This is a genomic window from Devosia ginsengisoli, assembly GCF_007859655.1.
In the GTDB taxonomy this organism is placed as follows: domain Bacteria; phylum Pseudomonadota; class Alphaproteobacteria; order Rhizobiales; family Devosiaceae; genus Devosia; species Devosia ginsengisoli.
Window position 1 is genome coordinate 509217 of sequence record NZ_CP042304.1, and the last position, 26373, is coordinate 535589.

The 26373-nt window shown below is 63.8% G+C and carries 21 protein-coding genes; 10 read left to right on the forward strand and 11 right to left on the reverse strand.

What is annotated here, in order from left to right:
- Positions 1–536 precede the first annotated feature (536 nt).
- The 5 genes from FPZ08_RS02550 (at position 537) to FPZ08_RS02570 (ending at position 6417) form a co-directional block, all read left to right on the forward strand.
- A complete protein-coding gene (locus FPZ08_RS02550) occupies positions 537–1466 on the forward strand; it encodes an ABC transporter permease (RefSeq protein ID WP_146288532.1) in 930 nt (309 codons plus the stop codon).
- On the forward strand, positions 1463–2635 hold the full coding sequence (locus tag FPZ08_RS02555; RefSeq protein WP_210246846.1) for an ABC transporter permease: 1173 nt from the start codon (positions 1463–1465) through the stop codon (positions 2633–2635). The genes FPZ08_RS02550 and FPZ08_RS02555 overlap by 4 nt, the downstream gene beginning before the upstream one ends.
- Entirely contained in the window at positions 2632–3636 is a 1005-nt protein-coding gene (locus FPZ08_RS02560; protein ID WP_210246847.1) for an ABC transporter ATP-binding protein, read from the forward strand. Before FPZ08_RS02555 ends, FPZ08_RS02560 begins: the two co-directional genes overlap by 4 nt.
- A 109-nt stretch (positions 3637–3745) precedes the next feature.
- Complete coding sequence (locus tag FPZ08_RS02565) at positions 3746–4774, forward strand: ABC transporter ATP-binding protein (RefSeq protein WP_146288533.1); 1029 nt, start codon at positions 3746–3748, stop codon at positions 4772–4774.
- A 62-nt stretch (positions 4775–4836) separates the two neighbouring features.
- Complete coding sequence (locus FPZ08_RS02570) at positions 4837–6417, forward strand: peptide ABC transporter substrate-binding protein (RefSeq protein ID WP_146288534.1); 1581 nt, start codon at positions 4837–4839, stop codon at positions 6415–6417.
- A gap of 351 nt (positions 6418–6768) precedes the next feature.
- On the opposite strand, the gene FPZ08_RS02575 is transcribed toward FPZ08_RS02570, so the two are convergent.
- The gene (locus tag FPZ08_RS02575) at positions 6769–7236 is read right to left on the reverse strand and encodes an Lrp/AsnC family transcriptional regulator (protein WP_146288535.1); all 468 of its coding nucleotides are present in this window, start codon (positions 7234–7236) and stop codon (positions 6769–6771) included.
- 171 nt (positions 7237–7407) lie between these two features.
- Between FPZ08_RS02575 and putA the strand changes: the two genes are divergently transcribed.
- A complete protein-coding gene (putA, locus tag FPZ08_RS02580) occupies positions 7408–10872 on the forward strand; it encodes a bifunctional proline dehydrogenase/L-glutamate gamma-semialdehyde dehydrogenase PutA (RefSeq protein WP_146288536.1) in 3465 nt (1154 codons plus the stop codon).
- A 243-nt stretch (positions 10873–11115) separates the two neighbouring features.
- Here putA and FPZ08_RS02585 read toward each other — a convergent pair whose 3' ends face one another.
- The 5 genes from FPZ08_RS02585 to FPZ08_RS02605 form a co-directional block, all read right to left on the reverse strand.
- Entirely contained in the window at positions 11116–11607 is a 492-nt protein-coding gene (locus FPZ08_RS02585; RefSeq protein WP_146288537.1) for a GAF domain-containing protein, read from the reverse strand.
- A gap of 130 nt (positions 11608–11737) precedes the next feature.
- Positions 11738–12499 carry an ABC transporter ATP-binding protein gene (locus tag FPZ08_RS02590; RefSeq protein ID WP_146288538.1) on the reverse strand — a complete coding sequence of 254 codons (762 nt, stop codon included), beginning with the start codon at positions 12497–12499 and terminating at the stop codon, positions 11738–11740.
- A complete protein-coding gene (locus FPZ08_RS02595; protein WP_146288539.1) occupies positions 12496–13329 on the reverse strand; it encodes an ABC transporter ATP-binding protein in 834 nt (277 codons plus the stop codon). Before FPZ08_RS02595 ends, FPZ08_RS02590 begins: the two co-directional genes overlap by 4 nt.
- Before the next feature lie 196 nt (positions 13330–13525).
- Positions 13526–14425, reverse strand: coding sequence for an ABC transporter permease (locus FPZ08_RS02600; protein ID WP_146288540.1), 900 nt, complete (start codon positions 14423–14425; stop codon positions 13526–13528).
- Positions 14426–14650: 225 nt separating this feature from the next.
- Positions 14651–15724 (reverse strand): ABC transporter permease, encoded by a 1074-nt coding sequence (locus FPZ08_RS02605; RefSeq protein WP_425457567.1) that lies wholly within the window; start codon positions 15722–15724, stop codon positions 14651–14653.
- Positions 15725–15855: 131 nt separating this feature from the next.
- Between FPZ08_RS02605 and FPZ08_RS02610 the strand changes: the two genes are divergently transcribed.
- The 4 genes from FPZ08_RS02610 (at position 15856) to FPZ08_RS02625 (ending at position 20276) form a co-directional block, all read left to right on the forward strand.
- Positions 15856–16536 (forward strand): helix-turn-helix domain-containing protein, encoded by a 681-nt coding sequence (locus FPZ08_RS02610; RefSeq protein WP_146288541.1) that lies wholly within the window; start codon positions 15856–15858, stop codon positions 16534–16536.
- Complete coding sequence (locus tag FPZ08_RS02615) at positions 16533–18119, forward strand: ABC transporter substrate-binding protein (RefSeq protein ID WP_146288542.1); 1587 nt, start codon at positions 16533–16535, stop codon at positions 18117–18119. Before FPZ08_RS02610 ends, FPZ08_RS02615 begins: the two co-directional genes overlap by 4 nt.
- 323 nt (positions 18120–18442) lie before the next feature.
- Positions 18443–19543: a M24 family metallopeptidase gene (locus FPZ08_RS02620; RefSeq protein ID WP_146288543.1), complete on the forward strand. Its 1101-nt coding sequence runs from the start codon at positions 18443–18445 to the stop codon at positions 19541–19543.
- Between the two features lie 217 nt (positions 19544–19760).
- Positions 19761–20276, forward strand: a complete 516-nt coding sequence (locus FPZ08_RS02625; protein WP_146288544.1) for a GNAT family N-acetyltransferase — start codon at positions 19761–19763, stop codon at positions 20274–20276.
- Positions 20277–20430: 154 nt separating this feature from the next.
- On the opposite strand, the gene FPZ08_RS02630 is transcribed toward FPZ08_RS02625, so the two are convergent.
- The 5 genes from FPZ08_RS02630 to FPZ08_RS02650 form a co-directional block, all read right to left on the reverse strand.
- Positions 20431–21342, reverse strand: a complete 912-nt coding sequence (locus FPZ08_RS02630; protein ID WP_146288545.1) for an ABC transporter ATP-binding protein — start codon at positions 21340–21342, stop codon at positions 20431–20433.
- Positions 21339–22361, reverse strand: a complete 1023-nt coding sequence (locus tag FPZ08_RS02635; RefSeq protein WP_146288546.1) for an ABC transporter ATP-binding protein — start codon at positions 22359–22361, stop codon at positions 21339–21341. Before FPZ08_RS02635 ends, FPZ08_RS02630 begins: the two co-directional genes overlap by 4 nt.
- Positions 22358–23215 carry an ABC transporter permease gene (locus tag FPZ08_RS02640; RefSeq protein ID WP_146288547.1) on the reverse strand — a complete coding sequence of 286 codons (858 nt, stop codon included), beginning with the start codon at positions 23213–23215 and terminating at the stop codon, positions 22358–22360. The genes FPZ08_RS02635 and FPZ08_RS02640 overlap by 4 nt, the downstream gene beginning before the upstream one ends.
- Positions 23216–23218: 3 nt before the next feature.
- Positions 23219–24223, reverse strand: coding sequence for an ABC transporter permease (locus FPZ08_RS02645; RefSeq protein ID WP_146288548.1), 1005 nt, complete (start codon positions 24221–24223; stop codon positions 23219–23221).
- Positions 24224–24290: 67 nt separating this feature from the next.
- Positions 24291–26207, reverse strand: coding sequence for an ABC transporter substrate-binding protein (locus tag FPZ08_RS02650; protein ID WP_146288549.1), 1917 nt, complete (start codon positions 26205–26207; stop codon positions 24291–24293).
- Positions 26208–26373: the final 166 nt, after the last annotated feature.

The window sequence follows — 26373 nt, forward strand, 5'->3', positions numbered from 1 at the left end:
TCAATGCTGGTGGGGAACTCAGCGCCCCCTCATCCGCCCGGAGCCTGCCTTTGGGCGCTACGCGACCCGGAGGGGCACCTTCTCCCACGAGGGGAGAAGGGAAGGCTTATGGCAGCTGGAGATCAGTATCTTCGGTTCTTGCCCACCCTCCCCCTTGTGGGGAGGGAAGCGAGATAGGACTTAGCTTCAGCTAAGTCCGTTGAATCGAGCAGGGTGGGGGTATCTCTCCACGAGTCCAGTGCGTATGGCCGCCCCCACCCTCACTCCCTCCCCACAAGGGGGAGGGAAGCCCACGCAGTGGTTGGGGCGAGATCGTGCCAAATCCCCGATCTGTTCCTCCCCCTATCAGGGGGAGGTTAGGAGGGGGTACCCGCTAAAGACTCTTCTGGCCACCACTCTCGCTCAGCCCGCCCCCGCAAAAATCTCCCACCAATCCCCCTTGCAGTAAAAAAATTTTGGTGCTGGAATAGTAATTATGTCAGTCATTTGGCGCTGACCACCACTTCGCCGTTTTGTATCCTGCGGGAAGCGCTGATATGCCCCTCTACATTCTTCAGCGCCTCGGCATGATGCTCCTGACCCTCTGGGCCATCGTCACGCTGACCTTCTTCCTCATGCATGCGGTGCCCGGCGGCCCCTTCGTGTCCGAGCGCATGCTGGCCCCCGAAATCTCGGCGGCGCTCAATGCCAAATACGGCCTCGACCAGCCCATCTGGGCGCAATATCTCAGCTATCTGCGCGGCATCGTCACCTTCGATCTCGGCCCCTCCTTCAAATATCCGGGCGTTTCCATCAACACCATGATCGCAGATGGCCTGCCGGTCACCCTGCGCACCGGCCTGCTCGCCGTCATCGCCGTGGTCGCCCTCGGCGTCCCCCTCGGCATCGTCGCCGCGCTCAACCGTAACCGCTGGCCCGACACCACGGTCATGCTGATCGCCACCATCGGCGTCGCCATTCCCAGCTATGTCATTGCCACGGTCACGCTCTACATCTTCGCCCTGCGCCTCGGTTGGGTGCCCACTTTCGGGCTTGATGACTGGCGCGGCTACATCCTGCCGGTCTTCGCGCTGTCAGGTTTCTGGGTGAGCTTCGTCGCCCGCCTCACCCGTTCGTCCCTGCTGGAAACCTTCGAGCAGGACTATATGACCACCGCCCGCGCCAAGGGCCTGCGCCCCGGCCAGGTCCTGTTCAAGCACGGCCTGCGCAATTCGCTGGTGCCCGTCGTCACCGTGCTTGGCCCGGTGGTCGCCAATCTGATCACCGGCAGCTTTGTCATCGAGCAGATTTTCGCTTTGCCCGGCATCGGCCGCCAGTTCGTGCTGTCCATCACCAATCGCGACTACACCGCCATCATGGGCATCACCATTTTCTACGCTGCCGCCCTCATGGTGATGATCCTCATCGTCGACCTGCTCTATGCCGTGCTCGATCCCCGCATCAAGCTGACCGAGGCATCCGCATGAGCGACATCGCCCCCGAAATGTGGGAAAAGCTCCCGCCCGGCGATGGCGCTGCGGTCGTCACCGAGCCCAGCCTCACCTATTGGCAGGACGCACGCCGCCGCCTCTGGGCCAACAAGCCCGCCGTGGTCTCCATCGCCTTCATCCTGCTGCTGATAACAGCCGCCATCTTCGGCCCGTTGTTCAGCCCCTTCACCTATGCCGACCAGAATCTGCGGCTGGCCAATATCCCGCCCGCCTTCGAGACCTACAGTGTCGCGGACGGGCACGGGACCACCACCCGTTTCTTCCTCAACGCCTCCAATTTCAACCTCTACGAGGTCGATGCCGAGGGCCACGTCCTCGGCCTGCTGCGCGGCGAGCGCAAGGACATGCTCAAGAAGTCCCAGGCCTTCGAGTTCGGCGACACCACCATCACCCTCGACTACTCCAGGCTTCCGGCCAAACTCGTCGCCGAGGACGGCGCCACCATCTCCCCCTCCGGATGGTCGTGGAACCGCACCTATATTTTCGGCACCGACCAGCTCGGCCGCGACGTCCTCGTGCGCCAGCTCTATGGCGCCCGCATCTCCCTGACAGTCGCCTTCGTCGCCACGCTGGTGAACTTCTTCATCGGCATCTTCTATGGCGGCATAGCCGGCTATATCGGCGGCAAGACCGACGCCATCATGATGCGCATCGTCGAGATCATCGCCACCATCCCGCTGACGCTCTATGTCGTCCTGCTCATGGTGGTGTTCGATAGTGGCCTCTATTCCATCATCATCGCCATCGGCTCGGTGTTCTGGGTCGATATGGCTCGCATCGTCCGCGGCCAGATTCTCTCGCTCAAGAGCCAGGACTATGTCGCCGCTGCCCGCACCATGGGCGCCTCGACCACCCGCATCCTCACGCGCCACCTGCTGCCCAATTCCATCGGCCCCATCATCGTCACCCTGACCATGCTCATCCCCTCGGCCATTTTCATCGAGAGCTTCATGAGCTTCATCGGCCTGGGCGTTACCCCGCCGCTGGCCTCCTGGGGCACGCTGACCTCAGACGCGGTGGAAACCATGCGCGCCTATCCGCACCAGCTCTTCTTCCCCGCTGCCGCCATCAGCCTCACCATGTTCGCCTTCAATTTCCTCGGCGATGGCCTGCGCGACGCGCTCGATCCGAGGTTCCGGAAATGACCAGTCCGCAAATGACCCCGGTGCTTTCCGTCCGCGACCTCACCACCTCCTTCTTCACCCAGCGCGGCGAAGTCCAGGCCGTGCGCGGCGTCAGCTTCGACGTCTATCCCGGCGAAATCCTCGGCATTGTCGGCGAAAGCGGCTCCGGCAAATCCATCACCTGCATGTCCATCCTGCGCCTGCTCAAACCCGCTGGCCGCATCAAGTCCGGCTCCGCGACCTTCGACGGCCAGGACCTCATGACACTGTCCGAAGCCGACCTTAGTGATGTCAGAGGCAATCGCATCGGCATGATCTTCCAGGACCCCATGACCTCCCTCAATCCCACTCTTTCAGTGGGCGAACAGGTCATCGAAACCATCCTGCGCCACCGCAAGGCCACCCGCGCCCAGGCCCGCGCCCGGGCCATCGAGCTCTTCGAACTGGTCCGCATTCCCTCGGCCGCCGAGCGCCTCAAATCCTATCCGCACGAATTTTCCGGCGGCATGCGCCAGCGCGTCATGATCGCCATCGCCCTGGCCTGCGACCCGAAACTGCTCATTGCCGACGAACCCACCACCGCGCTCGACGTCACGATCCAGCGCCAGATTCTCGGCCTCCTCAAGGATTTGCAGGCCCGCCTCGGCATGGCCGTCATCCTCATCACCCACGATCTCGGCGTCATTGCCGAAGTCACCGACCGTATCGTGGTCATGTATGGCGGCCTCGTCATGGAGACCGGCCCGGTCCGCGACCTCTTCGCCCGCCCCATGCACCCCTACACACAAGGCCTTCTCGCCTCCGTCCCCGACCTGCGCGACGACACCCATCGCCGCCTCACCCCCATTCCCGGCTCGCCGCCCGACATGGCCCACCCGCCATCCGGCTGCCCCTTTGCGCCAAGATGCCCCCACGCCATGCGCCAATGCGCCGCCGCCCTGCCACCCATTTTCGGCACCGACCAGGGCGCCCGCTGCTGGCTGCACCACCCCGATGCTCCGAAGGTCGAGGTGGCGGCATGACCACCAATCCAGCCGCAAACTCGGTTGAACCCCTCCCCCTATCAGGGGGACTTTCGAGCGACCCGCAGGGTCAAATCGCTCCAGTGGAGCGATTTGAGGGAGGAAGGCCATGAGAGCTACGCTCGAATGGCGGGAGGGGGTATCCGAGGAAAAGACTCCCCTCGTCTCCATCCGCGACCTCCACAAGCACTTCCAGGTCGGCCGAGCCCTCTTCACCCCCCGCCCAACCCTGCGCGCCGTCGACGGCGTCGACCTCGACATCTTCCCCGGCGAAACCCTCGGTCTCGTCGGCGAATCCGGCTGCGGCAAGTCCACGCTCGCCCGCACGCTCATCCGCCTCTACCAGCCCACCTCCGGCTCCATCACCTTTGACGGGCTCGACGTCGCCACCGCATCCGAACGCGACCTCACCCCGTTCCGCCGCCGCGTGCAGATGATCTTCCAGGACCCCTATGCGTCGCTCAACACCCGCATGACCGTCCGCGACCTCATCGCCGAGCCGCTCGAAATCGCCCGCATCGGCACGCCGCAATCCCGCACCGCCAAAGTCCACGAACTCCTCGCCCGCGTCGGTCTTCATGCCGATCACGCCAATCGCTTCGCCCACGAATTTTCCGGCGGCCAGCGCCAGCGCATCGGCATTGCCCGCGCCATCGCGCTCGAGCCCGACCTGGTCATCTGCGACGAACCCATTTCCGCGCTCGACGTCTCCGTGCAGGCCCAGGTCGTCAACATGCTCGAGGATTTGCAGGACCAGCTCGGCCTCACCTACCTCTTCATCACCCATGATCTCTCGATGGTGCGCCACATCTCCGACCGCATCGGCGTCATGTATCTCGGCAAGATCGTCGAACTCGCCTCCAATACCGATCTCTACGCCCGCCCTTCGCATCCCTATACCCAGGCGCTGCTCGCCTCCATCCCCGTGCCCGATCCCACCGCGACGCGCCCCGTCGAGCCGATGCGCGGTGAAATCCCCAGCCCCATGCACATTCCATCCGGCTGCCGCTTCCGCACCCGCTGCCCCCTGGCCACCGACCTCTGCGCCAGCACCGAACCTGAACTCCGCGACATCGGCGGTGGCCACCTTGCCGCCTGCCACTATGCCGGTGATGCGGCACCCCCAAAGGCAGCGTAAGCTGGCCTCGACAAATAAATGACCGGGCCGGGGCCAACCCGCCCACAACAGGAGAGAAGACGATGACCAAGCACTTCCTGCCGCTGCTGACCGCAGCCTTCCTCGCCTCCACCGCAGGCGCCTTCGCCGCCGGGGAGCTGACCTATGTGGTCAATAACGAAAGCGCCAAATACGATCCCGGCACCACCGCCGAAACCTTCGCCGCCCCCATCATCGGCAACACGTTCGAAGGCCTGGTCCGCTTCGACGCCAATAACGAGATCGTCCCCGCCCTCGCCGAGACCTGGGACGTTTCCGAAGATGGCCTGACCTACACTTTCCACCTGCGCGACGCGAACTGGTCCGATGGCAAGCCGGTCGTCGCTGGTGACTTTGTCTATGCCTGGAAGCGCGTGCTGACGCCCGCCACCGGCGCCATGAACGCCCCCATGCTGTTCTCCATCGTCGGCGCCGAGGAAGCCTATGGTGCCGATGGCGCCGGCGACATCTCCATCAGCGCCCCCGACGACAAGACGCTGACCTTCACCCTCAAGCAGCGCGTCCCCTACATGATGCAGTTGCTGACCTACACCACCTTCTTCCCGGTCCGTCAGGACGTCGTGGAAGCCGATCCCGAAGGCTGGACCCGCAACCCGGCCACTTTCATCGGCACCGGCCCCTTCCGCGTCACCGCGTTCAACCAGGGCGAATCCGTCGTCTTCGAAAAGAACCCCGAATATTACGACGCCGACGCCGTTTCCCTCGACAAGCTCACCTTCCGCCTGATCCCCGATCCGGCAACGGCACTCGCCGCCATGGAAGCCGGCGATGTCGACGGCATCGAATCCGTCCCCGCGCCGGAAATCCCGCGCCTCTCGGTCGAATCCGATGCCTTCATGGTCGTGCCGGCCCTGGGCACCACCTACGCCCTGTTCAACCCGCACCAAGCCCCGCTCGACAATCTCGAAGTCCGCAAGGCCCTCTCCATGGCCATCGACCGCGAGGAAATCGTCGAATTCGTGCTGCAGTCGGCCGATATCCCGGCCCTCGGCCTCGTCCCCCCCGGCATGACCCTTGCCGGCGAGGACTTCACCGACGGCCGTGACACGTTCGGTCTGTCCGAAACCGCTGACGTCGAAGGCGCCCAGGCCCTGCTAGCCGAAGCCGGCTATCCCAATGGCGAAGGCTTCCCCGATACGCTCTTCGTCACCTATTCGTCCCCGCCGATCGAAAAGCTGCTCGAAGCCATCCAGCAGATGTGGAAGCAGAACCTCAATATCGACGTCGATATCCAGGCCACCGAATGGCAGGTCTTCTATCCCGAGGTCCAGAAGGTCGAATACCAGATCGCCCAGATGGGCTGGGGCGCAGACTATCCGCACCCCATGACCTTCCTCGACAACTTCGTCACCGGCAGCCCGAACAACCTCAACAACTGGTCCAATGCCGACTATGACGCCGCCATCGCCGCCTCCAAGGCGACGGGCGACGAAGCCGAATCCCTTGCCGAAATGCGCAAGGCCGAGGCCATCCTGATGAACGACCACGTCATCCTGCCGCAATACCACCGCAACAACTACATGATGATGAGCCCCAAAGTGATGGGCTTCTGGCGCTCCACGCTGAACGTCCCATACTTCCGGGATGCGCATTTCATGGAGTGAGGCGCGACCCGCAGGGTCAAATCGCTCCAGTGGAGCGATTTGAGCGCCGAACGCCCGAGCGCAAGCGAGGGCAAGAGCGTGCCACAACCACCGCCCCCCCTCGCCCCTTGTGGGAGAGGGGGGTAATTTCTTCGTCCAGAAGAAATTACCGGGTGAGGGGTCCTGCGCCCTCCCATGCTTCAAAGGTTGTGGCTGGCGCAAGAACCCCTCATCCGCCCTTCGGGCACCTTCTCCCACAAGGGGAGAAGGTGAACTCGGTTGGCGTGGCACGATCCCGCCTCACCCACGATCTGTTCCTCCCCCTATCAGGGGGAGGCTAGGAGGGGTACCCGCCAAAGACTCGCCTTCGCCTCACTCCTCGTCCCCCTTCACCGCCTCCATCGACACATGCGTCGACGTATGCGCCACATGGGGCAGGGCGCTGATCCGTTCCCCCAGCACTTCCCGATAGTCGGCAATATCCTTGGTCCGCACCTTGAGCAGATAGTCAAAGCTCGACGCAATCATATGCGCCTGCTCCACCTCAGGGATCGCCCGCACCGCCTTGTTGAACGCCGCCAGTGCTGCCTTGCGCGTATCGCTCAGCTTCACCTCGACAAACGCCACATGCGGCAATCCCAGCCGCTTGGGGTCGATCACCGCCCGATACCCCAGAATATAGCCCGCCTTCTCCAGCCGCGTGATCCGCGCCTGGCACGGCGTCTTGCTCAGGTTCACCCGTCGGCTCAGTTCCGCCACGCTGATCCGCCCATCCCGCGCCAGTTCATCCAGGATATGCCGGTCGATCTGGTCCAAAGTCTCGTATGTAACGGTTTTCATGGGCATAAATCCTGCAATCTACCTTCACGATAACGCTTCGCGCCGCAAAGCGCCACCAGATCAGGCGAAACGCCTGTCAAACTCATGGCATCCTCCGCCCAACCAGTAGCCCTCATGGTGAGGTGCGCTTCTTCAGCGCCTCGAACCACGAGGGCGTGCCCCGGAGGCTTCATGTCCATCACCACCATCCGCCACACCCTCCGCAGCCGGAACCTGGCCGACGAAACCACCCTCGTCCACGATCTCATCGCTGCCACCGACCTCGATGCCGCGGCACGCCAATCCATCTCCACCCACGCCGAAGCCCTCGTCACCTCGGTCCGCAAGGGCAACCGCCTCGGCCTCATGGAGTCCTTCCTCGCCGAATACGGCCTCGCCACCGACGAGGGCGTGGCGCTGATGTCCCTCGCCGAAGCCTTGCTCCGCGTCCCCGATGCCGAAACCGTCGATGCCCTCATTCACGACAAGGTCGGCGGCTCCGATTGGACCGGCCATTTCGGCGCCTCGTCCAATCAACTGGTCAATTTCTCCTCCTGGGCCCTCGGCCTCACCGCCGATGTCCTTGGTGACCCCGAAATCGGCCCCAGAAACGCCCTGCATCGCGCCATAGCCCGGCTCGGCGAACCCGTCATCCGCACCGCCGTCGCCCAGGCCATGCGCCTGCTCGGCAGCCAGTTCGTCTTCGGCCGCACCATTGACGAAGCCGTGGTCAATGCCCGCAAACCCGAAGCCCAGGGCTACCGCTATTCCTACGACATGCTCGGCGAAGCCGCCCGCACCTCCGCCGACGCAGCCCGCTATTTCGACGCCTACGCCCGCGCCATCGCCACCCTGGCCCCCCATTGCACAGCGCCGTCCGTCCGTGACAATCCGGGCATTTCGGTCAAACTCTCCGCGCTCCACCCGCGCTACGAGTTCGCGCAACGCCACCGCGTCATGGCCGAACTGGTTGATCTGACTCGCCAATTGGCCCTGTCAGCCAAATCAGCCAATATGGGCTTCAACATCGACGCTGAAGAAGCCGACCGCCTCGATCTCTCGCTCGACATCATCGCCGAAGTCCTCGCCACGCCGGACCTAGCCGGCTGGGACGGCTTCGGCGTCGTCGTCCAGGCCTATGGCAAACGTGTCCTGCCCTTGATCGACTGGCTCGACGCCACCGCAAAATCCCTCTCCCGCCGCATCATGGTTCGCCTCGTCAAGGGCGCCTATTGGGACGCCGAGATCAAGCGCGCCCAGGTCCTCGGGCTCGACGGCTACCCCGTCTTCACCCGCAAGGCCGCCACCGACATCAGCTACATCGCCGCCGCGAAAAAGCTCTTCGCCGCCGGCAACATCTACCCCCAATTCGCCACCCACAACGCCCATACGGCGTCAGCCGTCCTCCACCTGGCGGCCGAAGCCGGCCGCTACAACGACACGTTCGAGTTCCAGCGCCTGCACGGCATGGGCGAGCGCCTGCACGAAGTCCTGCGCACGAACCACGGCACCCGCACCCGCATTTACGCCCCCGTCGGCGCCCACAAGGACCTGCTGGCCTACCTCGTCCGCCGCCTCCTCGAAAACGGCGCCAACGGCTCCTTCGTCTACCAGATCGCCGACGAAGACATCCCGGCATCGGTGGTGGCCGAAGACCCCGTGGCCAAGGTTCTCGCTCTGGATGCCATCCCCAATCCAGCCATCCCGGCCCCTTCAGCCATCTTCGCCCCGCGCCAAAACTCTATCGGCCTCGACCTCACCGATCCCATCGCCTTCCCAGCAATGGAATCCGCCCGCGCCACCTTCGCCAAAACCCAATGGCACGCCGAGCCGCTGATCGCGCCACATCCACCGCGCGGTTCCTCCCCCTATCAGGGGGAGGCTAGGAGGGGGTACTCCGATCCCGCCCAGCTCACCAACCCCGCCAACCCAACCGACTCCCTCGGCACCGTCATCAACGCCACCCCGACCGACGTCACCGCCGCGATATCCGCCGCCACCGCCTCCACCTGGCCCGCCACCCCCGTCGCCACCCGCGCCAACCTCCTCCGCGCCACGGCCGACCTGTACGAAGCCAACCGCCCCGAACTCTTCGCCCTGCTAGCCCGCGAGGCCGGCAAGACCTGGGCCGATGCCGTGTCCGAAGTCCGCGAGGCCGTCGATTTCCTCCGCTACTACGCCCAGCAAGCCGAGGCCCATCCCCTCGCATCCCCCCGCGGCCCCATATCAGCCATCTCCCCGTGGAACTTCCCCCTGGCCATCTTCACCGGCCAGATCGCCGCCGCCCTCGTGTCAGGCAATCCCGTCCTCGCCAAGCCCGCGCCGCAGACCCCACTCATCGCCTTCCGCGCCGTCCAACTCATGCACCAGGCCGGCATCCCCGCCGACGCCATCCAGCTCCTGCCGGGGGCAGGGGAGGTCGGCACCGCCCTGACCTCCAACCCCGCTATTGCAGGCGTGGTCTTCACCGGCTCGCTCCCCACCGCCCGCAAGATCGACCAGGCCATGGCCACCCATCTGGCGCCCACCGCGCCCCTCATCGCCGAAACCGGCGGCCTCAACGCCATGATCGTCGATTCCACGGCGCTTCCCGAACAGGCGGTGCGCGACATTCTCGCCTCCGCCTTTCAGTCCGCAGGCCAGCGCTGCTCCGCCCTCCGCGTCCTCTATCTCCAGGAAGACGCTGCAGAGCGCACCATCGAGATGCTGAAAGGCGCCATGGACGAACTGACCATGGGCAATCCCTGGACCCTCAGCACCGATATCGGCCCCGTCATCGACGAAGCCGCCAGATCAAAAATCCAGGCCCACATCGACACTTACGAGAAAAACGGGAATCTGATTCATCGCTTGAAGTCGCGCGAAATTCCCGAAGAACCTCATGGTGAGCTTGTCGAACCACGAGGTTCGGGCACCGGCACCTTCGTCGCCCCCACCGTCCTGCGCATCAAATCCATTGCCGACCTCACCGAAGAAATCTTCGGCCCCGTCCTCCACATCGCCACCTTCAAATCCGGCGAACTGGATGCGGTAATTTCCGCCATCAATGCCAGCGGCTACGGCCTCACCTTCGGCCTCCACACCCGCATTTCCTCACGCGTCCGCCAGGTCTCCAGCAGCGTCAAAGCCGGTAATATCTACATCAACCGCAACCAGATCGGCGCCGTCGTCGGCTCCCAGCCCTTCGGCGGCGAAGGCCTCTCCGGCACCGGCCCCAAAGCCGGCGGCCCGCATTACCTGCCGCGCTTCACGCTCAGCCACGGCCCCGTCCAGACAGCCCCACTCCCGCTGCCCGGCCCCACCGGCGAAAGCAACATCATGCACACCGCCCCGCGCGGCACGCTCCTCTGCCTCGGCCCCACCGCTGCCGACCAACAGGTCCAGGCCACCATGGCTGCCACATCGGGCAACACCGCCATCCTGGCCACTCTCGACCTCGATACCCTGAGCAACGCCACCAGTTTCGATGCCGTGGCCTGGTTCGCCGAAGACGCCACCCTCCGGTCCATCCGCCAAGCCCTCAGCGCCCGCACCGGCGCCATCATCCCGCTCCTGACCTCAGCGGAAGATTCCGCCCGCCTCCTCGTCGAACGCCACGTCTGCATCGACACCACAGCCGCCGGCGGCAACGCCACCCTCATGGCGCAAGCGGGTTAGATATCGCCCCAAGAGTGGAGCCACCCCTCGCCCCTTGCGGGAGAGGGTGGTTTTCCGCGTCCAGCGGAAAACCGGGTGAGGGGTTCTCTCCGCGAGTCAGATGCTCGTGAAAGAAACCCCTCATCCGCCCTTCGGGCACCTTCTCCCGCAAGGGGAGAAGGGAAGGGTGCCCCAAACCCAATCTGTTCCTCCCCCTATCAGGGGGAGGCTAGGAGGGGGTATCCAACAAAGACTCTTATCCCGCTACCCCCGCGCCACCGCCGCCGCCAGCTTCGCCGGCACCGCCACCACCTTCCGGATCACAGCCACCCGCTCCGGCGTATAATACCCCTCCACATCGAGCATGTTCACCGTGCCCACCAGTTCCCCGCCCAGCACCACCGGCATGTTCACCACGCTCTGGCAGCCCAGCGAGTCGATCAGCTCATAATCCGGAAACACCTTGGCGATATCGGCAATCGTATTCGCCACGAAATACCGCCGCTCCTTGTGCACGATATCGAACCATGAATCATACCGGATCGGCTTGGTCCCAGAGGTCGGATAATTCGCCGCATCGCTCGTATAAGCCCGCCGCGCCACCTCGTTTTCCATGTCCACCGTCATATAGGTGAACAGCTTGGCCCCCACACTCGCCTGCACCAGCGCCTGCAGCGCCGAAAACGCCGCATCGGCCCCCTTGGCCTCGGCAATGGCAGTATCGAACCGTGCAATAGCATCAGCATAATCAGTCATGAATTTGGTCCTTGGTTTGAATTCTCGGCCCTTCGCCTCCCTCCCCCTTGTGGGGAGGGACCGAGGGTGGGGGTTCTGCGCGCGGGAAAAGGCGGGATGGCGACAAAGCCTCGATCTGTTAAGGGGGAGGCTAGGAGGGGGTATCCGCCAAAGAAGCGTCTCTCCCCGCCGTCGCCTCCAGCAATTCCCGCGAATAAGGCTCTACTAGCCGTCCCGACTTCAGCAGCGCCACATCGGCCACCTCGACGATCCGCCCCTGCCGCATCACCGCCAGCCGGTCGCAGAGAAAGCTCACCACCGGCAGGTTGTGCGTCACCAGCAGATAGGTCAGCCCCTGTTCCCGCCGCAGGCGCTTCAGCAGGTTCAAAATTTCCGCCTGCACCGACACATCCAGCGCCGAAGTCGGCTCATCCAGCAGCAGCACTTTCGGCTCCAGCATCAGCGCCCGCGCAATCGCCACGCGCTGCCGCTGTCCGCCCGACAATTGATGCGGAAAGCGAAACCGGAACCTTTGGTCCAGCCCCACCGCATTGAGCATCGCCTCGACCCGCTCGCCGCGACTGCCGATCCCGTTGATATCGAGCGGCTCGCTCAGCACGGCGTCGATGGTCTTGCGCGGATGCAGCGACCCATAGGGGTCTTGAAACACCATCTGCACCTGCCGCGCCACATCGCGATCCACGCCATGGCTACGTGCCTTGCCCAGCACGGCAATTTCGCCCGTCCAGTCCGGCGCCAGCCCGGCAATCGCCCGCAGAATCGTCGATTTGCCCGAGCCGCTCTCGCCCACCAGCGCAAAGCTCTCGCCCTCAGATATGTCGAGGCTCACCCCATGCACCACTTTCGTGTCGCCATAGGAAATATCGAGATTGCCGAGAGAAATCGCGCTCATGTGCCCGCCCATTGCGTCCGGTCGAGCACCGGCAATTCGTCGCGCGTTTCGTCGATCACAGGCATCGCCGCCAGCAGCCCGCGCGTATAGGGGTGCTGCGCCTTGTCGAGTTCCCCCGCCGCGCATTCCTCCACCACGGTCCCGGCATTCATCACCAGGATGCGGTCGCAATAGCGCGACACGAGGTTGAGATCGTGGCTGATCAGGATCAGCCCCATGCCCTTCCGCGTCACCAGGTCGTCGATGATATCGAGCACCTGCGCCTGCACGCTCACATCCAGCGCCGAAGTCGGCTCGTCCGCTATCAGCAGTTCCGGCTCGGGGATCAGCATCATGGCGATCATCACGCGCTGCCCCATCCCGCCCGAAACCTCCTGCGGATAAAGCCCGGCCACCCGCTGCGGATCATCGATCCGCACCGCTTCCAGCATCGCCAATATCCGCTCATTCACCGCCCGCCGCGGCAGCTTCTCATGCGTCACCAACGCCTCGGCGATCTGCTCGCCAACAGTCATCACAGGGTTCAACGAAAATTTCGGATCCTGCATCACCATGGAAATGCGTGCGCCCCGGATGGCCCGCATCTGCCGCTCCGACTGCGCCAGAATATCCACACCATCAAAGTCCAGCCGATCCGCCGTCACCAGCCCCGGCTTGCGGATCAGCTTGAGAATGGCCCGGCCCGTCATCGACTTGCCCGACCCGCTCTCCCCCACAATCCCCAGCCGCTCCCGGCCGAGGGTGAACGAAATCCCCTTCACCACCTCCACGCGCCCGCGATGAGTGGGAAAGCTGACCCGAAGATTTTGCACTGAGAGCAGGGTGCTCATGCCGAGAAAACCCCTCCCTAGCTGCGCTACGGCCCTGCGGGCCTAGCTTCGCTACCCTCCCCACAAGGGGGAGGGTGATCGCGGTGGCCAAGGCAAAATAGTGCCACAGAGTGGAGCCCACCGCCCCCTTGTGGGGGAGGCAAGCAAAGCTTGGCGCGCAGCGCCTAGCGCCGCTCGGAGGGGGTATCTACCGCCATCACTTCCCCTCACTCTTCGGATCGAGAACGTCGCGCAGCCCATCGCCCAGGAAGCAGAACCCCAAACTCACCACGATGATGGCAAAGCCCGGCATGGTCGCCACCCACCACTGATCGAGAATGAAGGTCCGCCCGCGCGAAATCATCGCGCCCCATTCCGGCAGCGGCGGCTGCGCCCCCAGCCCAAGAAAGCCCAGCCCGGCCGCGGTCAAGATCACCCCGGCCATGTCAAGCGTCACCCGAATGATCATCGAAGACGTACACAGCGGCAGGATATGCCGCACGATCACCCGCACGGGACTCGCCCCCTGCAGCCGCACCGCGGCGATGAATTCGGCATTGCGGATCGTCAGCGTCTCCGCCCGGGCAATGCGCGCATAGGCCGGCCACGAGGTGATGGCGATGGCGATGATCGCATTGTTGATCCCCGGCCCAAGCGCCGCCACGAAAGCCAGCGCCAGGATCAGCTTTGGCATCGACAGGAAGATATCGGTAATGCCCATCAGCACCCGATCGGTCCAGCCGCCGAAATACCCCGCCACGGCCCCGATCAGCAGTCCCAGCGGCGCCGAGATCAGCGCCACCAGCAACACGATGGTCAGCGTAATCTGGCTGCCCCAGATCACCCGCGAAAAGATATCGCGCCCCAGCTCGTCCGTGCCCATCCAGTGCATATCGGAAGGCGGCGCCAACCGGTTCGCCAGGTCCTGCCCGGTTGCAGAATAGGGCGCCAGAAACGGCGCAAAAATCGCCGTCAGCACCAGCACGAGAATGATCACCCCACCCACCACCGACAAGGGGTTGCGCAGCAGCGCCGTGAACACCCGATACGCCCGCCCGGCACTCGCCTGCCAGCGCGAAGTGGGGGAATCGTCCAGCAACCAGTCGCGCGTGGTCATGGAGACACCCCCTCCCTAGCGGCGCTACGGGCCGCTGGCCCTAGCTTTGCTACCCTCCCCTCAAGGGGGAGGGTGACATCAGGGGTGTGGCTAGATGTTGTCACCACACCAAGGCCCACCTCCCCCTTGAGGGGGAGGCAAGCAGAGCTTGGCGCATAGCGCCTAGCGCCGCTAGGAGGGGGGTGTCGAACGCGCCGAGACCGCGATGTTCGTTTGAACAACCCATCATCGCGCCCTCGGATCGAGCACCCGATACAGCACGTCGGATACCTTGTTGATGAAGATGAACACCGCCCCGATCACCAGCGTCGAGCCCAGCACCGCATTCATGTCCGCATTGAGCAAAGCCGTCGTCAGATAATTCCCGATCCCCGGCCACGAAAACACCGTCTCGATCATGACCGATCCCTCGAGCAACCCCGCATAGCTCAGCCCGATCACCGTGATCAGCGGCACGCGGATCGGGTTGAATGCATGCCGCCAGATCACCACGCGCTCCGGCACGCCCTTGACCCGCGCCGTGGTCACGAATTCCTGGCTCAACTGATCGAGCATGAAGCTGCGCGTCATGCGAGCGATATAGGCCAGGCTGAAAAAGCCCAGCACCGACGCGGGCAGGATCAGGTGGCTCACCGCATTCCAGAAAATATCCACTTCGCCGGCCAGCAGGCTGTCCACCAGGATCAGTCCGGTCACCGGGCTCACCAGCCCGTCATAGAAAATGTCGAGCCGCCCCGGCCCGCCCACCCAGCGCAGCCGCGCATAGAACACCGCCAATCCCACCAGCCCCAGCCAGAAGGCCGGCATGGAATAGCCCAGCAGCCCCACCACGCGGATGATCTGGTCGACCACCGAGCCCTGCCGGCTCGCTGCAATCACCCCCAGCGGCACGCCCAAAGCCACGCCGATGATGATGCCGATCGTCGCCATTTCCAGCGTCGCCGGAAAGAACCGGCTGAGATCGTCCACCACCGCCCGCCCGGTCGAAACCGACTTGCCGAGGTCCCCCGAAAACACGCCCACCACATAGTTGAAGAACTGGATCGGCAGCGGTTGGTCCAGCCCCATCTGCACCTTGGCCGCTTCGTAGACGGCAGGCGTCGCCCGGTCGCCCACCACCGACAGCACCGGATCGATGGGGATCACCCGCCCGATGAAGAAGGTTATGGCCAGCAGCCCCAGAAAGGTGAGGAAAACCGTGAAGACAAAGCCCAGCACCGCCGAAACGCCACGGCCCAGCCTGCGTCCTTGCGACGAGGCGGGGGCAGGGGAGGCGGCAATCTGCGGCTCGATGCTCAAGCAAAAATCCCCTAACAGAAACAGCACACTACGCCCGCAAGATGACTCTCTCGCAGACCTTGAAACCCTTCACATTTCGCTTCCACCATACAGAAAACTTTGCTTATATCAAAAAAATTTTGGTGGGACGGATGGCGGGCGCAGCACTGGCAAAGTCGGAACTGGAGGGGCATCCCAAAGTGGGTGCGCTCATTCGTGCTCGCCGCCGCCAGCAGCATATGACGCTCGAAGCGCTCGGCAAGGCCGCCGAAGTCTCCGTCGGCTATCTCAGCCAGGTCGAGCGCGACCACGCCACCCCCTCGCTCGGCACCCTGGCCGGCATTGCCCGCGCCCTCGGCGTCGGCATCGATTATTTCGTCTCCGCCCCCAGCGCGCAGACCGCGCTCACCCGCGCCAATGAGCGCAATCGCTTCTCGCTCGATGGCTCCTCCATCGTCTATGAGCGTCTCGGCACCGAATTCCCCGGCAACCAGCTCTCCAGCTTCATCATGACAGTGCCATCGGGCTACCGCTCCGAAACGGTGGCCCACGAGGGCGAGGAAATCCTCTATGTGCTGGAAGGCTCCATCACCCAGCGCCTCGACAATGAGGAAATGGTGATGAGCGCTGGCGACAGCCTGCATTTCCGGGGCAACCGCCCCCATTCCTGGTCCAACCATACCGACCAGCCCGCGCGCCTCCTCTGGACCGGCACGCTCACCCTCTTCCGCTCCTCGGCCAAGCCACCCCGGCAGGCCGTCGCGGTGGCAAAACCCGGCCCCGAGCCGGTGAAGAACAAGAAGAAAATCGTCAACAAGGAGAAACGCTCATGAAGATGCTTCGCGCCGCTTTGCTGGCGACGGCCCTCTCGCTGCCTCTGGCAGCCGGCGCCGTCTATGCCGCCACGCCCGCCGATGCCCTGGTCATCGCCCAGAATATCGACGACATCGTCGCGCTCGATCCCGCCCAGGCCTATGAATTCACCTCCGGCGAGATCAACACCAACGTCTATGACCGTCTCGTCGGCTACGAAGCCGAAGACACCACGGTCCTCGCCGCCGGCCTCGCCAGCGAGTGGGTGGCCGACGACGCTGCCAAGACCATCACCTTCACCCTGCGCGACGCCACCTTTGCCTCGGGCAATCCGGTGCGTCCGGAAGATGTGGTCTTCTCCTTCTCCCGCGTCATCAAGCTGAACCTCACCCCGGCCTTCATTCTCGCCCAACTCGGCTGGACCCCCGAGAATATCGCCGACATGGTCACCATCGCCGATGGTAAGGTGGTGGTAAAATACGAGGGCGATTTCTCCTCCGCTTTCGTGCTGAACGTGCTGGCCTCGCGCCCGGCTTCCATCGTCGATGAAGTCCTCGTCATGGAACATGCCGAAGGCGAAGACCTGGGCAATGCCTGGCTCAATACGCACTCGGCCGGTTCCGGCCCCTTCGTGATGTCCGATTATCGTCCGGCTGAAATCGTCCGCCTCACCGCCAACGAATCCTACTTCCGCGGCGCGCCGGCCATGAAGTCGGTCATCATCCGCCACGTCGCCGAAGCCGCCACCCAGCAGTTGTTGCTGACCTCGGGCGACGTCGACCTCGCCAAGAACCTCACCCCCGACCAGATCGCCGGCCTGCCCGCCGATACGGTCAAGGTGGAAACCTATCCGCAGGCCGCCGTCCACTTCCTCTCCTTTAACCAGAAGACCGAGTCGCTCACGCCCCCGGCCGTCTGGGAAGCGGCCCGTTACCTCGTCGATTACGACGGCATGACCCAGTCCTTCCTCAAGGGCCAGATGGAAATCCACCAGGCCTTCTGGCCCAAGGGCTTCCCCGGCTCCTATGACGAAACCCCGTTCACCCACGACGTCGAAAAGGCCAAGCAGATCCTGGCCGATGCCGGCATCGAGACGCCGATCAACGTCACGCTCGACGTGATCAACTCGGCGCCCTTCACCGATATGGCACAGTCGCTCCAGGCCACCTTCGCCGAAGCCGGCATCAATTTCGAAATCCTCCCCGGCACCGGCGCCCAGGTCATCACCAAGTATCGTGACCGCACCCACCAGGCCATGCTGCTCTATTGGGGCCCGGACTTCATGGACCCGCACTCCAACGCCAAGGCCTTCGCCTACAATTCGGACAATTCCGACGGCAACTACACGGCCACCACCACCTGGCGTAATGCCTGGGCCGTGCCCCAGGAACTGAACGACCAGGTCACCGCGGCGCTCGCCGAATCCGACCAGGCCAAGCGCAACGAGGACTACATCGCGATCCAGAAGGAAGTTCAGGCCAATTCGCCGATCGTGATCATGTTCCAGGCGGCCCTGACCATCGCCATGGCCAACAATGTCGAAGGCTACGTCAACGGCGCCACCTCCGACTTCGTCTACTACCGCCTGGTGACGAAGAACTAAGGCGGTCCCGACAGCGGCGGTGACCCAAGACACCGCCGCTCAGGAGCCGGGCGACCTCCTCCAGCCCGGCTCCTGCTCCCAACCCACCGCGCGTCACCCTCGGGCCTGACCCGAGGGCTCTTCACTTGGGGAGTGGTGGCCAAGTACAAAGCCCCCGGGTCAAGCCCGAGGGTGATGATCGAGTTTGCTATGCCACTGAGCCTTGAGTAGACCTCATGGTGAGCCTGTCGAACCACGAGGTCGTGCCTGCTATGGTGCCACGACTCGTCCTTCGACAAGCTCAGGATGAGGTCTGTTGAAGCCTTTCGACCAAGAGCACCCCCATGAACCCCACCCTCACCACCCGCCTCGCCAATCTCCGCGCCCGCATGGCCGCCACATCAACCGATCTCGTGGTCATCGGCCCCTCCAGCCACATGCTCTACCTGGCCGATCTTTCACCCCACGGCGATGAGCGCCCCGTGCTCCTCATGGTCTCCGCCACCTATGCTGGCTTCCTCATGCCCGCGCTCAATGTCGACAGCGCCCGCCAGCACACCGATCTGCCCTTCTTCCCCTGGGCCGATGCCGATGGCCCCCATGCCGCCCTCGAAGCCCTGATCGACGCCGCCGGTGTGCCGCGCATCAGCCCCTCCATCGTGCTCGACGAAACCATGCGCGCCGATTTCGCCCTGCTGGTCCTCGATGCGCTCCCCGGCGCGCACCGCCGCTTCACCAATGACACGGTCGGCTATCTCCGCTCCCGCAAGGACGATGCCGAATACGACGCGCTCAAAAAGTCGGCCGTCCTCAACGACGCTGCGATGAAAGCCGGCTTCGCCGCCCTCCGTCCCGGCATCACAGAGCTTGAAGTCGCCACCGTCATCCGCGACTTCTACAAGGCCCACGGCGCCACCACCGAATTCTGCTCGGTCTGCTTCGGCCCCAACGGCGCCTTCCCGCATCACCACACCGGCGATACGAAACTTCGCGATGGTGACGCTGTCCTCATCGATACCGGCGCCCGCATTTTTGGCTACCCCTCCGACATGACCCGCGTCGGCTTCCTTGGCTCTGCTCCTGAAGGTTTTGGCCAGATCCACTCCATCCTCGACCGCGCCGTCGACGCGGCCATCGCCGCCGCCAAACCCGGCGCCCGCGCCAGCGACGTCGACAAGGCCGCCCGCGACGTCATATCAGCAGCCGGCTACGGCCCCAACTTCCTCCACCGCACCGGCCACGGCCTCGGCATCGACATCCACGAAACCCCCTACATCACCGCCACCTCGGATACCGAACTCGAAGACGGCATGGTCTTCTCCATCGAGCCGGGCATCTACCTGCAGGGCCAATACGGCCTCCGCCTCGAAGACATCGTCATCATCCGCAACGGCCACGCCGAAATCCTCTCCGACATGCCGCGTACTGCGGTGGTTGGCGGATAGAGGACGGGAGTGGGCAGGTGAGCTCCTCGCCCACCGGCCGTCACCCTCGGGCTTGACCCGAGGGCCCTGCACTTGCGGGGCGCCGGTAAAGTGAAGTGTCCTCGGGTCAGCCCGAGGGTGACGATCGAGTAGGGGGCACAATCTCGCCCACCCACCGTGCAGATTCCTCCCCCTATCAGGGGGAGGCTAGGAGGGGGTATCCCCAGGAAAGACTCCAATGACCCCAACCCTCACCACGCCCCGCCTCATTCTCCGCGCCCACACGACGGCCGACTTCGCCGCCTGCTGCACCCTCTGGGCCGACGCCGACGTCACCCGCTTCATCGGCGGCCGCCCCTCGACTCCGGATGAAACCTGGCGCCGCATCCTGGCCTATGCCGGCCACTGGCAACTGCTCGGTTACGGCTATTTCTTGGTCACGGAACGCGAAACCGGCGCCGTCATCGGCGAATTCGGCCTTGCCGATTTCCACCGCAACGTCATCCCGCCCTTCGGCGACACGCCCGAAGCCGGCTGGGTCATGCTGCCGCAATATCAGGGCAGGGGCCTCGCCCGCGAAGCGCTGTCCGCCGTCCTCGCCTGGGCCGACCAGACCATGCCCCGCACCGTCTGCATGATCCACCCCGACAACGCCCCCTCGCTCAAGCTCGCCGCAAAACTCGGCTACACCGAATACGCCCGCGGCCAATACGGCGAACACACCCCCATCCTGCTGGAGCGGTTGGCAGGGTAGCGATTGAGGAAGCATGGCGGCACGCCCTCGTGGTTCGAGGGTCGCTATGCTCCCACCTCACCATGAGGGCTGTTGGAATACCGAGCCAAGAGTAGCCCTCATGGTGAGGTGCGAGTTCTTCACGAGCCTCGAACCACGAGGGCGTGGCACAACTTCAATAAACCCGCACCATCCGCCCATCCCCCCGCTCCACCAGTCGTCCGGCCCTCCCCACCAAATCCCCCGCCAGCGCCACCATGCCAGGGTCCGTCGCCAGCTTCCCGTCCCCGGCATCCTCGGTCGACAGCACGCTCGCCTTCAACAGCCGCGAATACGGATGCTCCGGATTATCCAGCACCGTCCGCGCATCGCCCATTTCCACGATCCGCCCGCGCTGCATGATGATCAGCCGGTTGGAAATGTAATAGGCCGTCGCCAGGTCATGCGTGATGTAGATGACCGAAACCCCGAAATCGTCCCTCAGGCTCTTGAGCAGGTTGACGATGCTCATCCTGAGCGACGCATCCACCATGCTGACCGGCTCGTCCGCCACCAGCAGCGGCGGATTGGGGATCAGCGCCCGCGCAATGGCCGCCCTCTGCAATTGCCCCCCACTCAATTCATGCGGATACCGTCCCCGCACTTCGGCAAGGCTCAGCCCCACCTTCTGCAGCGCCCCATCCATCGCCCCGTCGAGCTCGTCCCTTTGCGTGAGCTTCAGAAACCGCGCCGCCGTCGCCTCCAGATACCGGTCGATCCGCTTGAGCGGATTGAACGCCTCGAACGGGTTCTGGAATACCGGCTGCACATTGGCCATGAAATCCAGCCGCTCCGCCCGGCTCACCCGATGGCTCACCGTCTTGCCGCGAAAGCTGATTTCCCCCGATGTCGGCGTTTCCAGCCCCAAAATCATCCGCGCCAGCGTCGTCTTGCCCGAGCCGCTCTCCCCGATAATGGTGAAAATCTCCGGCGTCTCGGCGCTCAGCGACAGGCTCGCCTCCTGCACTGCCGCCACGCTGCGATGGCTCAGCAGCCCACCCATGGTGAAGCGCTTGGATACATCGCGCACATCCAGCAACGTGCTCATGCCATCACCGTCTGCTGCGGTGCCACCAGCGGCGCCACATCGTCCGAACGCCAGCAGGCGCTGCGATGGTCATTGGCCACGCTAACCAGCGGCGGCACCTCGCTCCGGCATTTGTCCACCGCCAGCGGACACCTTGGATGGAACCGGCATCCGGCCGGCGGCTCTGCCAGGTTGGGTGGCCGCCCCTCCAGCGCCGGGCGTTGCGCCGTATCCCCGATCCGCGGCAGGCTCGCCACCAGATGCGCGGTGTAAGGATGCTTGGGCGCAAAGAACATCTGCCGCGTCGGCCCTTCCTCCACCAGCCGCCCGGCATAGATGATGCCCACCCGGTCGGTCATGTTGGCATGCACGCTCATGTCATGCGTCACGAAGACGACGGACGACCCCATATCCTGCTGGATTTCCCGGATCAGCCCCAGCACTTCCTTCTGCACCACCACGTCCAGCGCCGTGGTCGGCTCGTCTGCGATGATGAATTCGGGGTGGCACACCGTCGCCAGCCCGATCGTCACCCGCTGCCGCATGCCGCCGCTGAGTTCATGCGGATAGGCATTGAGCACATCCGCCGGCAGTTTCAGCCGCTCCAGATGCCCGATCACCCTCTGCTTGAACGCCGCGCCGCGCAGTCCCAGCGGCCGCGCCGCGAAATCCTCAAAAGTCCGCCCGATCCGCCGCAGCGGATTGAGCACGCTCATCGAGCCCTGCATGATGTAACTCAGATGCTTCCACCGCATCGCCTCGATCTGCTCCGGCGTGGCCGTCGCCACATCCACATCAAGCCCCTTGAATGCATATTTCGCCGACCCGTCGACGATCCGCATCGGCGGCCGTATCGCCGCCGCCAGCACCTTGATGAAGCTCGTCTTGCCCGACGAGCTCTCCCCGGCAATGCCGTAGATTTCGTTGCGCCGGATCGACATGGTGATGTCATCCACCGCCCGAACCTCCCGGCTCACCCCGAAATAGTTCATCTGGTAATAAGCCTTGAGGCCCTCGACCTTGAGCAGATCTTCGGTCATGCCCCCATCCTCCGCAGCCGGCTGCGCGGGTCGATATATTCGTTGAGCGACACCGCCAGCAGGAAAAGCCCGATAAACAGCAGCACCACGATGATGACGGGGATCAGGATCCACCACCACGTCCCCACCACCATGGCCGAGTGGTTGTTGGCCCAGTAAAGCGTCGTGCCCACTGTGGGGATATTGATATTGGTGAAGCCCAGCACGGCCAGCGTCACCTCCAGCCCGATCGACCAGATCATGTTGGCCATGGTCGTGGCGAACACGATCGGCATCACATAGGGCAGGTGCTCCTCCAGCATGATCTTCATTGGCGACATGCCGGCAAACACCGCCTGCCGCGTGAATTCCCGATGCCGCAGCCCGAGCGTCACCGACCGGATCAGCCGCGCATCATAGGGCCAGCCGAAGCAGGCCATGGCCAGCGCCAGCGTGAACCCGTTGAGATTGCTCCGCAGCACGAAATAGAACAGGATCAGGATGGGAAAGATCGGGATGGCGACGAAGATGTCGTTGATGAACATCAGCACCCGGTCCACCCAGCCCCCCATATACCCCGCCGCCAGCCCCACCACGATCGAGATGACGCGCGAGATCAGCGCCACGGTCAGCCCGAAAATCAGCGTATTGCGGAAGGCGAAGCTGAGTTGCCAGAACATGTCCTGGCCGCGCGAATTGGTGCCGAACCAGTATTGGGCGCCGGGCGGCTGGTCGGGAATGGCGAGATAGATCTGCGTCGGGTCGACCGGCGAGAAAAAGCTCAGGCCGGCGAAGATGACGATCACAGTCACCAGCACGGCGCCGATGGCGAATTCCACATTGTAGCGGATGAGGTCCCGGAAAACGGCAAACATCGGCTACTCCGCCCGTACGCGTGGGTCGACCAGCGGATGCAGCAGGTCGATGATGAAGATGGCGCTGGCCACCGCGATGACAGCGATGCAGGACACGGCCAACGTGGTGGCGGAGTCACCGCGATTGACCGCGGTCACCAACAGGCTCCCCAGCCCCGGATAACTGAACACCTGCTCGGTGATGATCGTGCCGGAAAAGATGGCGCCCAGCGTCATCGCCAGCGAGGTGAGCTGGGGCACCATGGCATTGCGCATCACATAGGAAAACACGATCCGGTTGCGCTTCACCCCGCCCAGTTCGGCGAAGGTCACATAGTCCTCGGTCACGATATTGGACACCAGCGCCCGCATGCCCAGGAACCAGGTGCCGATGCCCACAATGGTCAGCGATGCCGCCGGCAGGATGGCATAATGCAGCACCGACAGCACGAATTCCGGCGTCCAGGCCTGCCGCACATTCATGGCAAAGCCCCCGCTGATCGGCAGCACCGGCCAGAAGAAGCCGAAGATGATGACCATCATGAAGGCCACGATGTAATAAGGGATGGGCTGGATGGCTATGGCCAGGATCCCCAGCGCCTTGAGCAGCCGCGAATTCTGGTAATAGCCGGCCAGGCCCCCCGCGACATTGCCGATCAGCCAGGTCAGCAGGGTCGATACCGTCAGCAGCCCGAATGTCCAGGGCAAAGCCAGCATGACCAGCTCGATCGCCGGGCGGGGAAACGCCAGCAGCGATGGCCCGAAATCGCCCACCGCCAGCCGGCGCAGGAAATTGAAATATTGCTCGTGCAGCGGCACGTCGAGCCCGAACATTTCGGTCAGCGCCGCGCGCAGGTTCTCGATGGCTTCCGGGCTATAGCTCGATTGTCCGCTGACCCGCCCGATGATCGATTCCACCGGGCTGATGGGCGAGAGATGCGAGACGAAAAAGGCGATGGAGCAGCCGGCAAAGATCACGCAGATGAGCTGGATCAGCCGTTTCAGGGCGAAGAAGAAATAGGCCTTCATTGTCCGCAGATTCCTCTGGTCAGGCGCCCGGCCGAAGCCGGACGCCCGGGGCTCGGGAGGTGAACGATTAACCGGCGGGCTTCAGCTGGGTCAGGATGTATTTCGAGTTGGCCCAGTTGTTGACGATATTGGCATAGGGGTTCGCCTCGGCCGTCGGGAACCCGGTCCAGTAGCGGGTGTCATAGGCCGAGAACACGTTGAACGACATGACCGGGATCACAGGCATCTCGTCCACCATCAGCTTGATGAAGTCATTGCCCAGCGCCACATTGGCATCGTGATCGGTGAACTCGGTCACCCGCATCGTCTCGATGATCTCGTCGAGTTTCGGATTGCTCCAGCGCTGCCAGTTGCGCGCCGTCTGGCGTTCGCCGGGCTCGGCCACATAGTCCGAATGCCAGCTATCGAGGAAGAAGGACAGGTCGGGGTTGCCGCCCCAGGTCTCGATCGACCAGCCCATCGCCGCCTCGTAGTCGCCCAGCGGCAGTTCATTGCCGAAAATATCGGGCACCGTCTCCGCCGTTGCCTGCACGCCGGCCCGTGCCCATTGCTGGGCGATATCGGTGCCCAGCCGGTTGATGACGCCGTCGGGGAAGGTCTTGAGCGTGAATTTGAACGGCTGCCCGTCCGCCATGATCCACTGGTCGCCCTGCTTGGTGAAGCCGGCCGCTTCCAGCAATTCCCCGGCCGCCGCCAGGTCCTGCTTCCACCAGCCGAAGCCGAACGATTTGTGGATCGCCGCTTCCTCAGTCGGCACGGACTCGCCGAATTGCGGGCGAACCATGTCGGCAATGCGCTGGCCGACAGTGGGGTCATAGGGCTTGATCGTCTGCTTGCCCGTATTGAGCTCATAGCCGATCAGGTAGTCCTGCAGCGGACCGTGATAGTCGTCGGTATGCGTGCCGGTCGGCGGCATGGCGATGGCCGACAGCGTGGCCGCGCCGCGATATGACGCCATCGACATTTCCAGCGGATCGAGCATCAACGCCAGCGCCCAGCGCACCCTGTTGTCCTGGAACATGGGGTTCTGGGTGTTGAAGATCACCATGGGCAGCGTCGGGTCGGGGTGGGCGTAGGGGAAGCCCGGGAACCAGCCCCGCGCCGTCGGGTCCTGGTTGGCCAGGGCGAACATGCCTTCCGGCGACAGGTCATGGATCATGTCGAGATCGCCGTTGACCATCTCGATCAGGCGTTTGTCATTGTTGGGAATGGAGCGGTAGATGACGAATTTCGGCGCCGGCTCGCCCCATTCGGCCATGGCGGTCTTGTCCCAGTCCGCTCGCTTCTCCCAGATATACCACCCGCCATTGGGGTCGAACGAGTTGAGCGTATAGGGCCCCAGGCCCACCGGCGGGTTGAAGTCGAATGCCTTCACATCGGCCTGCTGCTCGAAGATATGCTTGGGCATGATCCAGGCGCCGTTCCAGCGCACCGTGAACAGCGAATGGAAGCGCGCATTGGGCTTCTTGAGCTTGAAATGCACCGTGTAGTCGTCGGGCGTATCGACACTTTCGATAGCGTCGGCGAACGGGGCGCTCCACACCATGCCCGGATTGGCGATCTGGGTTTCCACCGTGTATTTGACGTCGGCGGCGGTGAATTCCACCCCGTCGCTCCACATTATCCCCTGCCGCAGCTTCACCACCATTTCGGTGAAGTCGGCATTATACTCCCAGGGCCCGGTCGCCAGCTCGTTATACATCGAGCCGTCCAGCCCATTGTCGGGGTCGATGAACCACAGCGTATCGAGCACCAGTTGGTGCAGCCCGTTCGACCACGAGGAGCCATTGCCGGCCACCCACATGTTGAAATTCGACGGGTTGGTCGAGGGGTTTTCGGGGTTGTTGATGATCAGCGTCTCGTTCCGCGGAAAATCGGTCAGTGGCGGTGTTGCCGCATCGTCCTGGGCAAAAGCCAGGCTGGTGCCGGCCGCGAGCAGCGCGCCGATTGCCGTCGTCCCGAGCAGGAAACCACGTCTATCCATTTGTATCCTCCCTTGCCGGCATGCCTCCCGCACACCGATCCACGGCGCCCTCCAGCGCCATCATAAATCATACTTAACCACCCCTAACGGGTTGTCAACGCACATCATGATATAAATCTGATAACATGATACACAATGCAAAAGGCGTACCCATTCGGGTACGCCC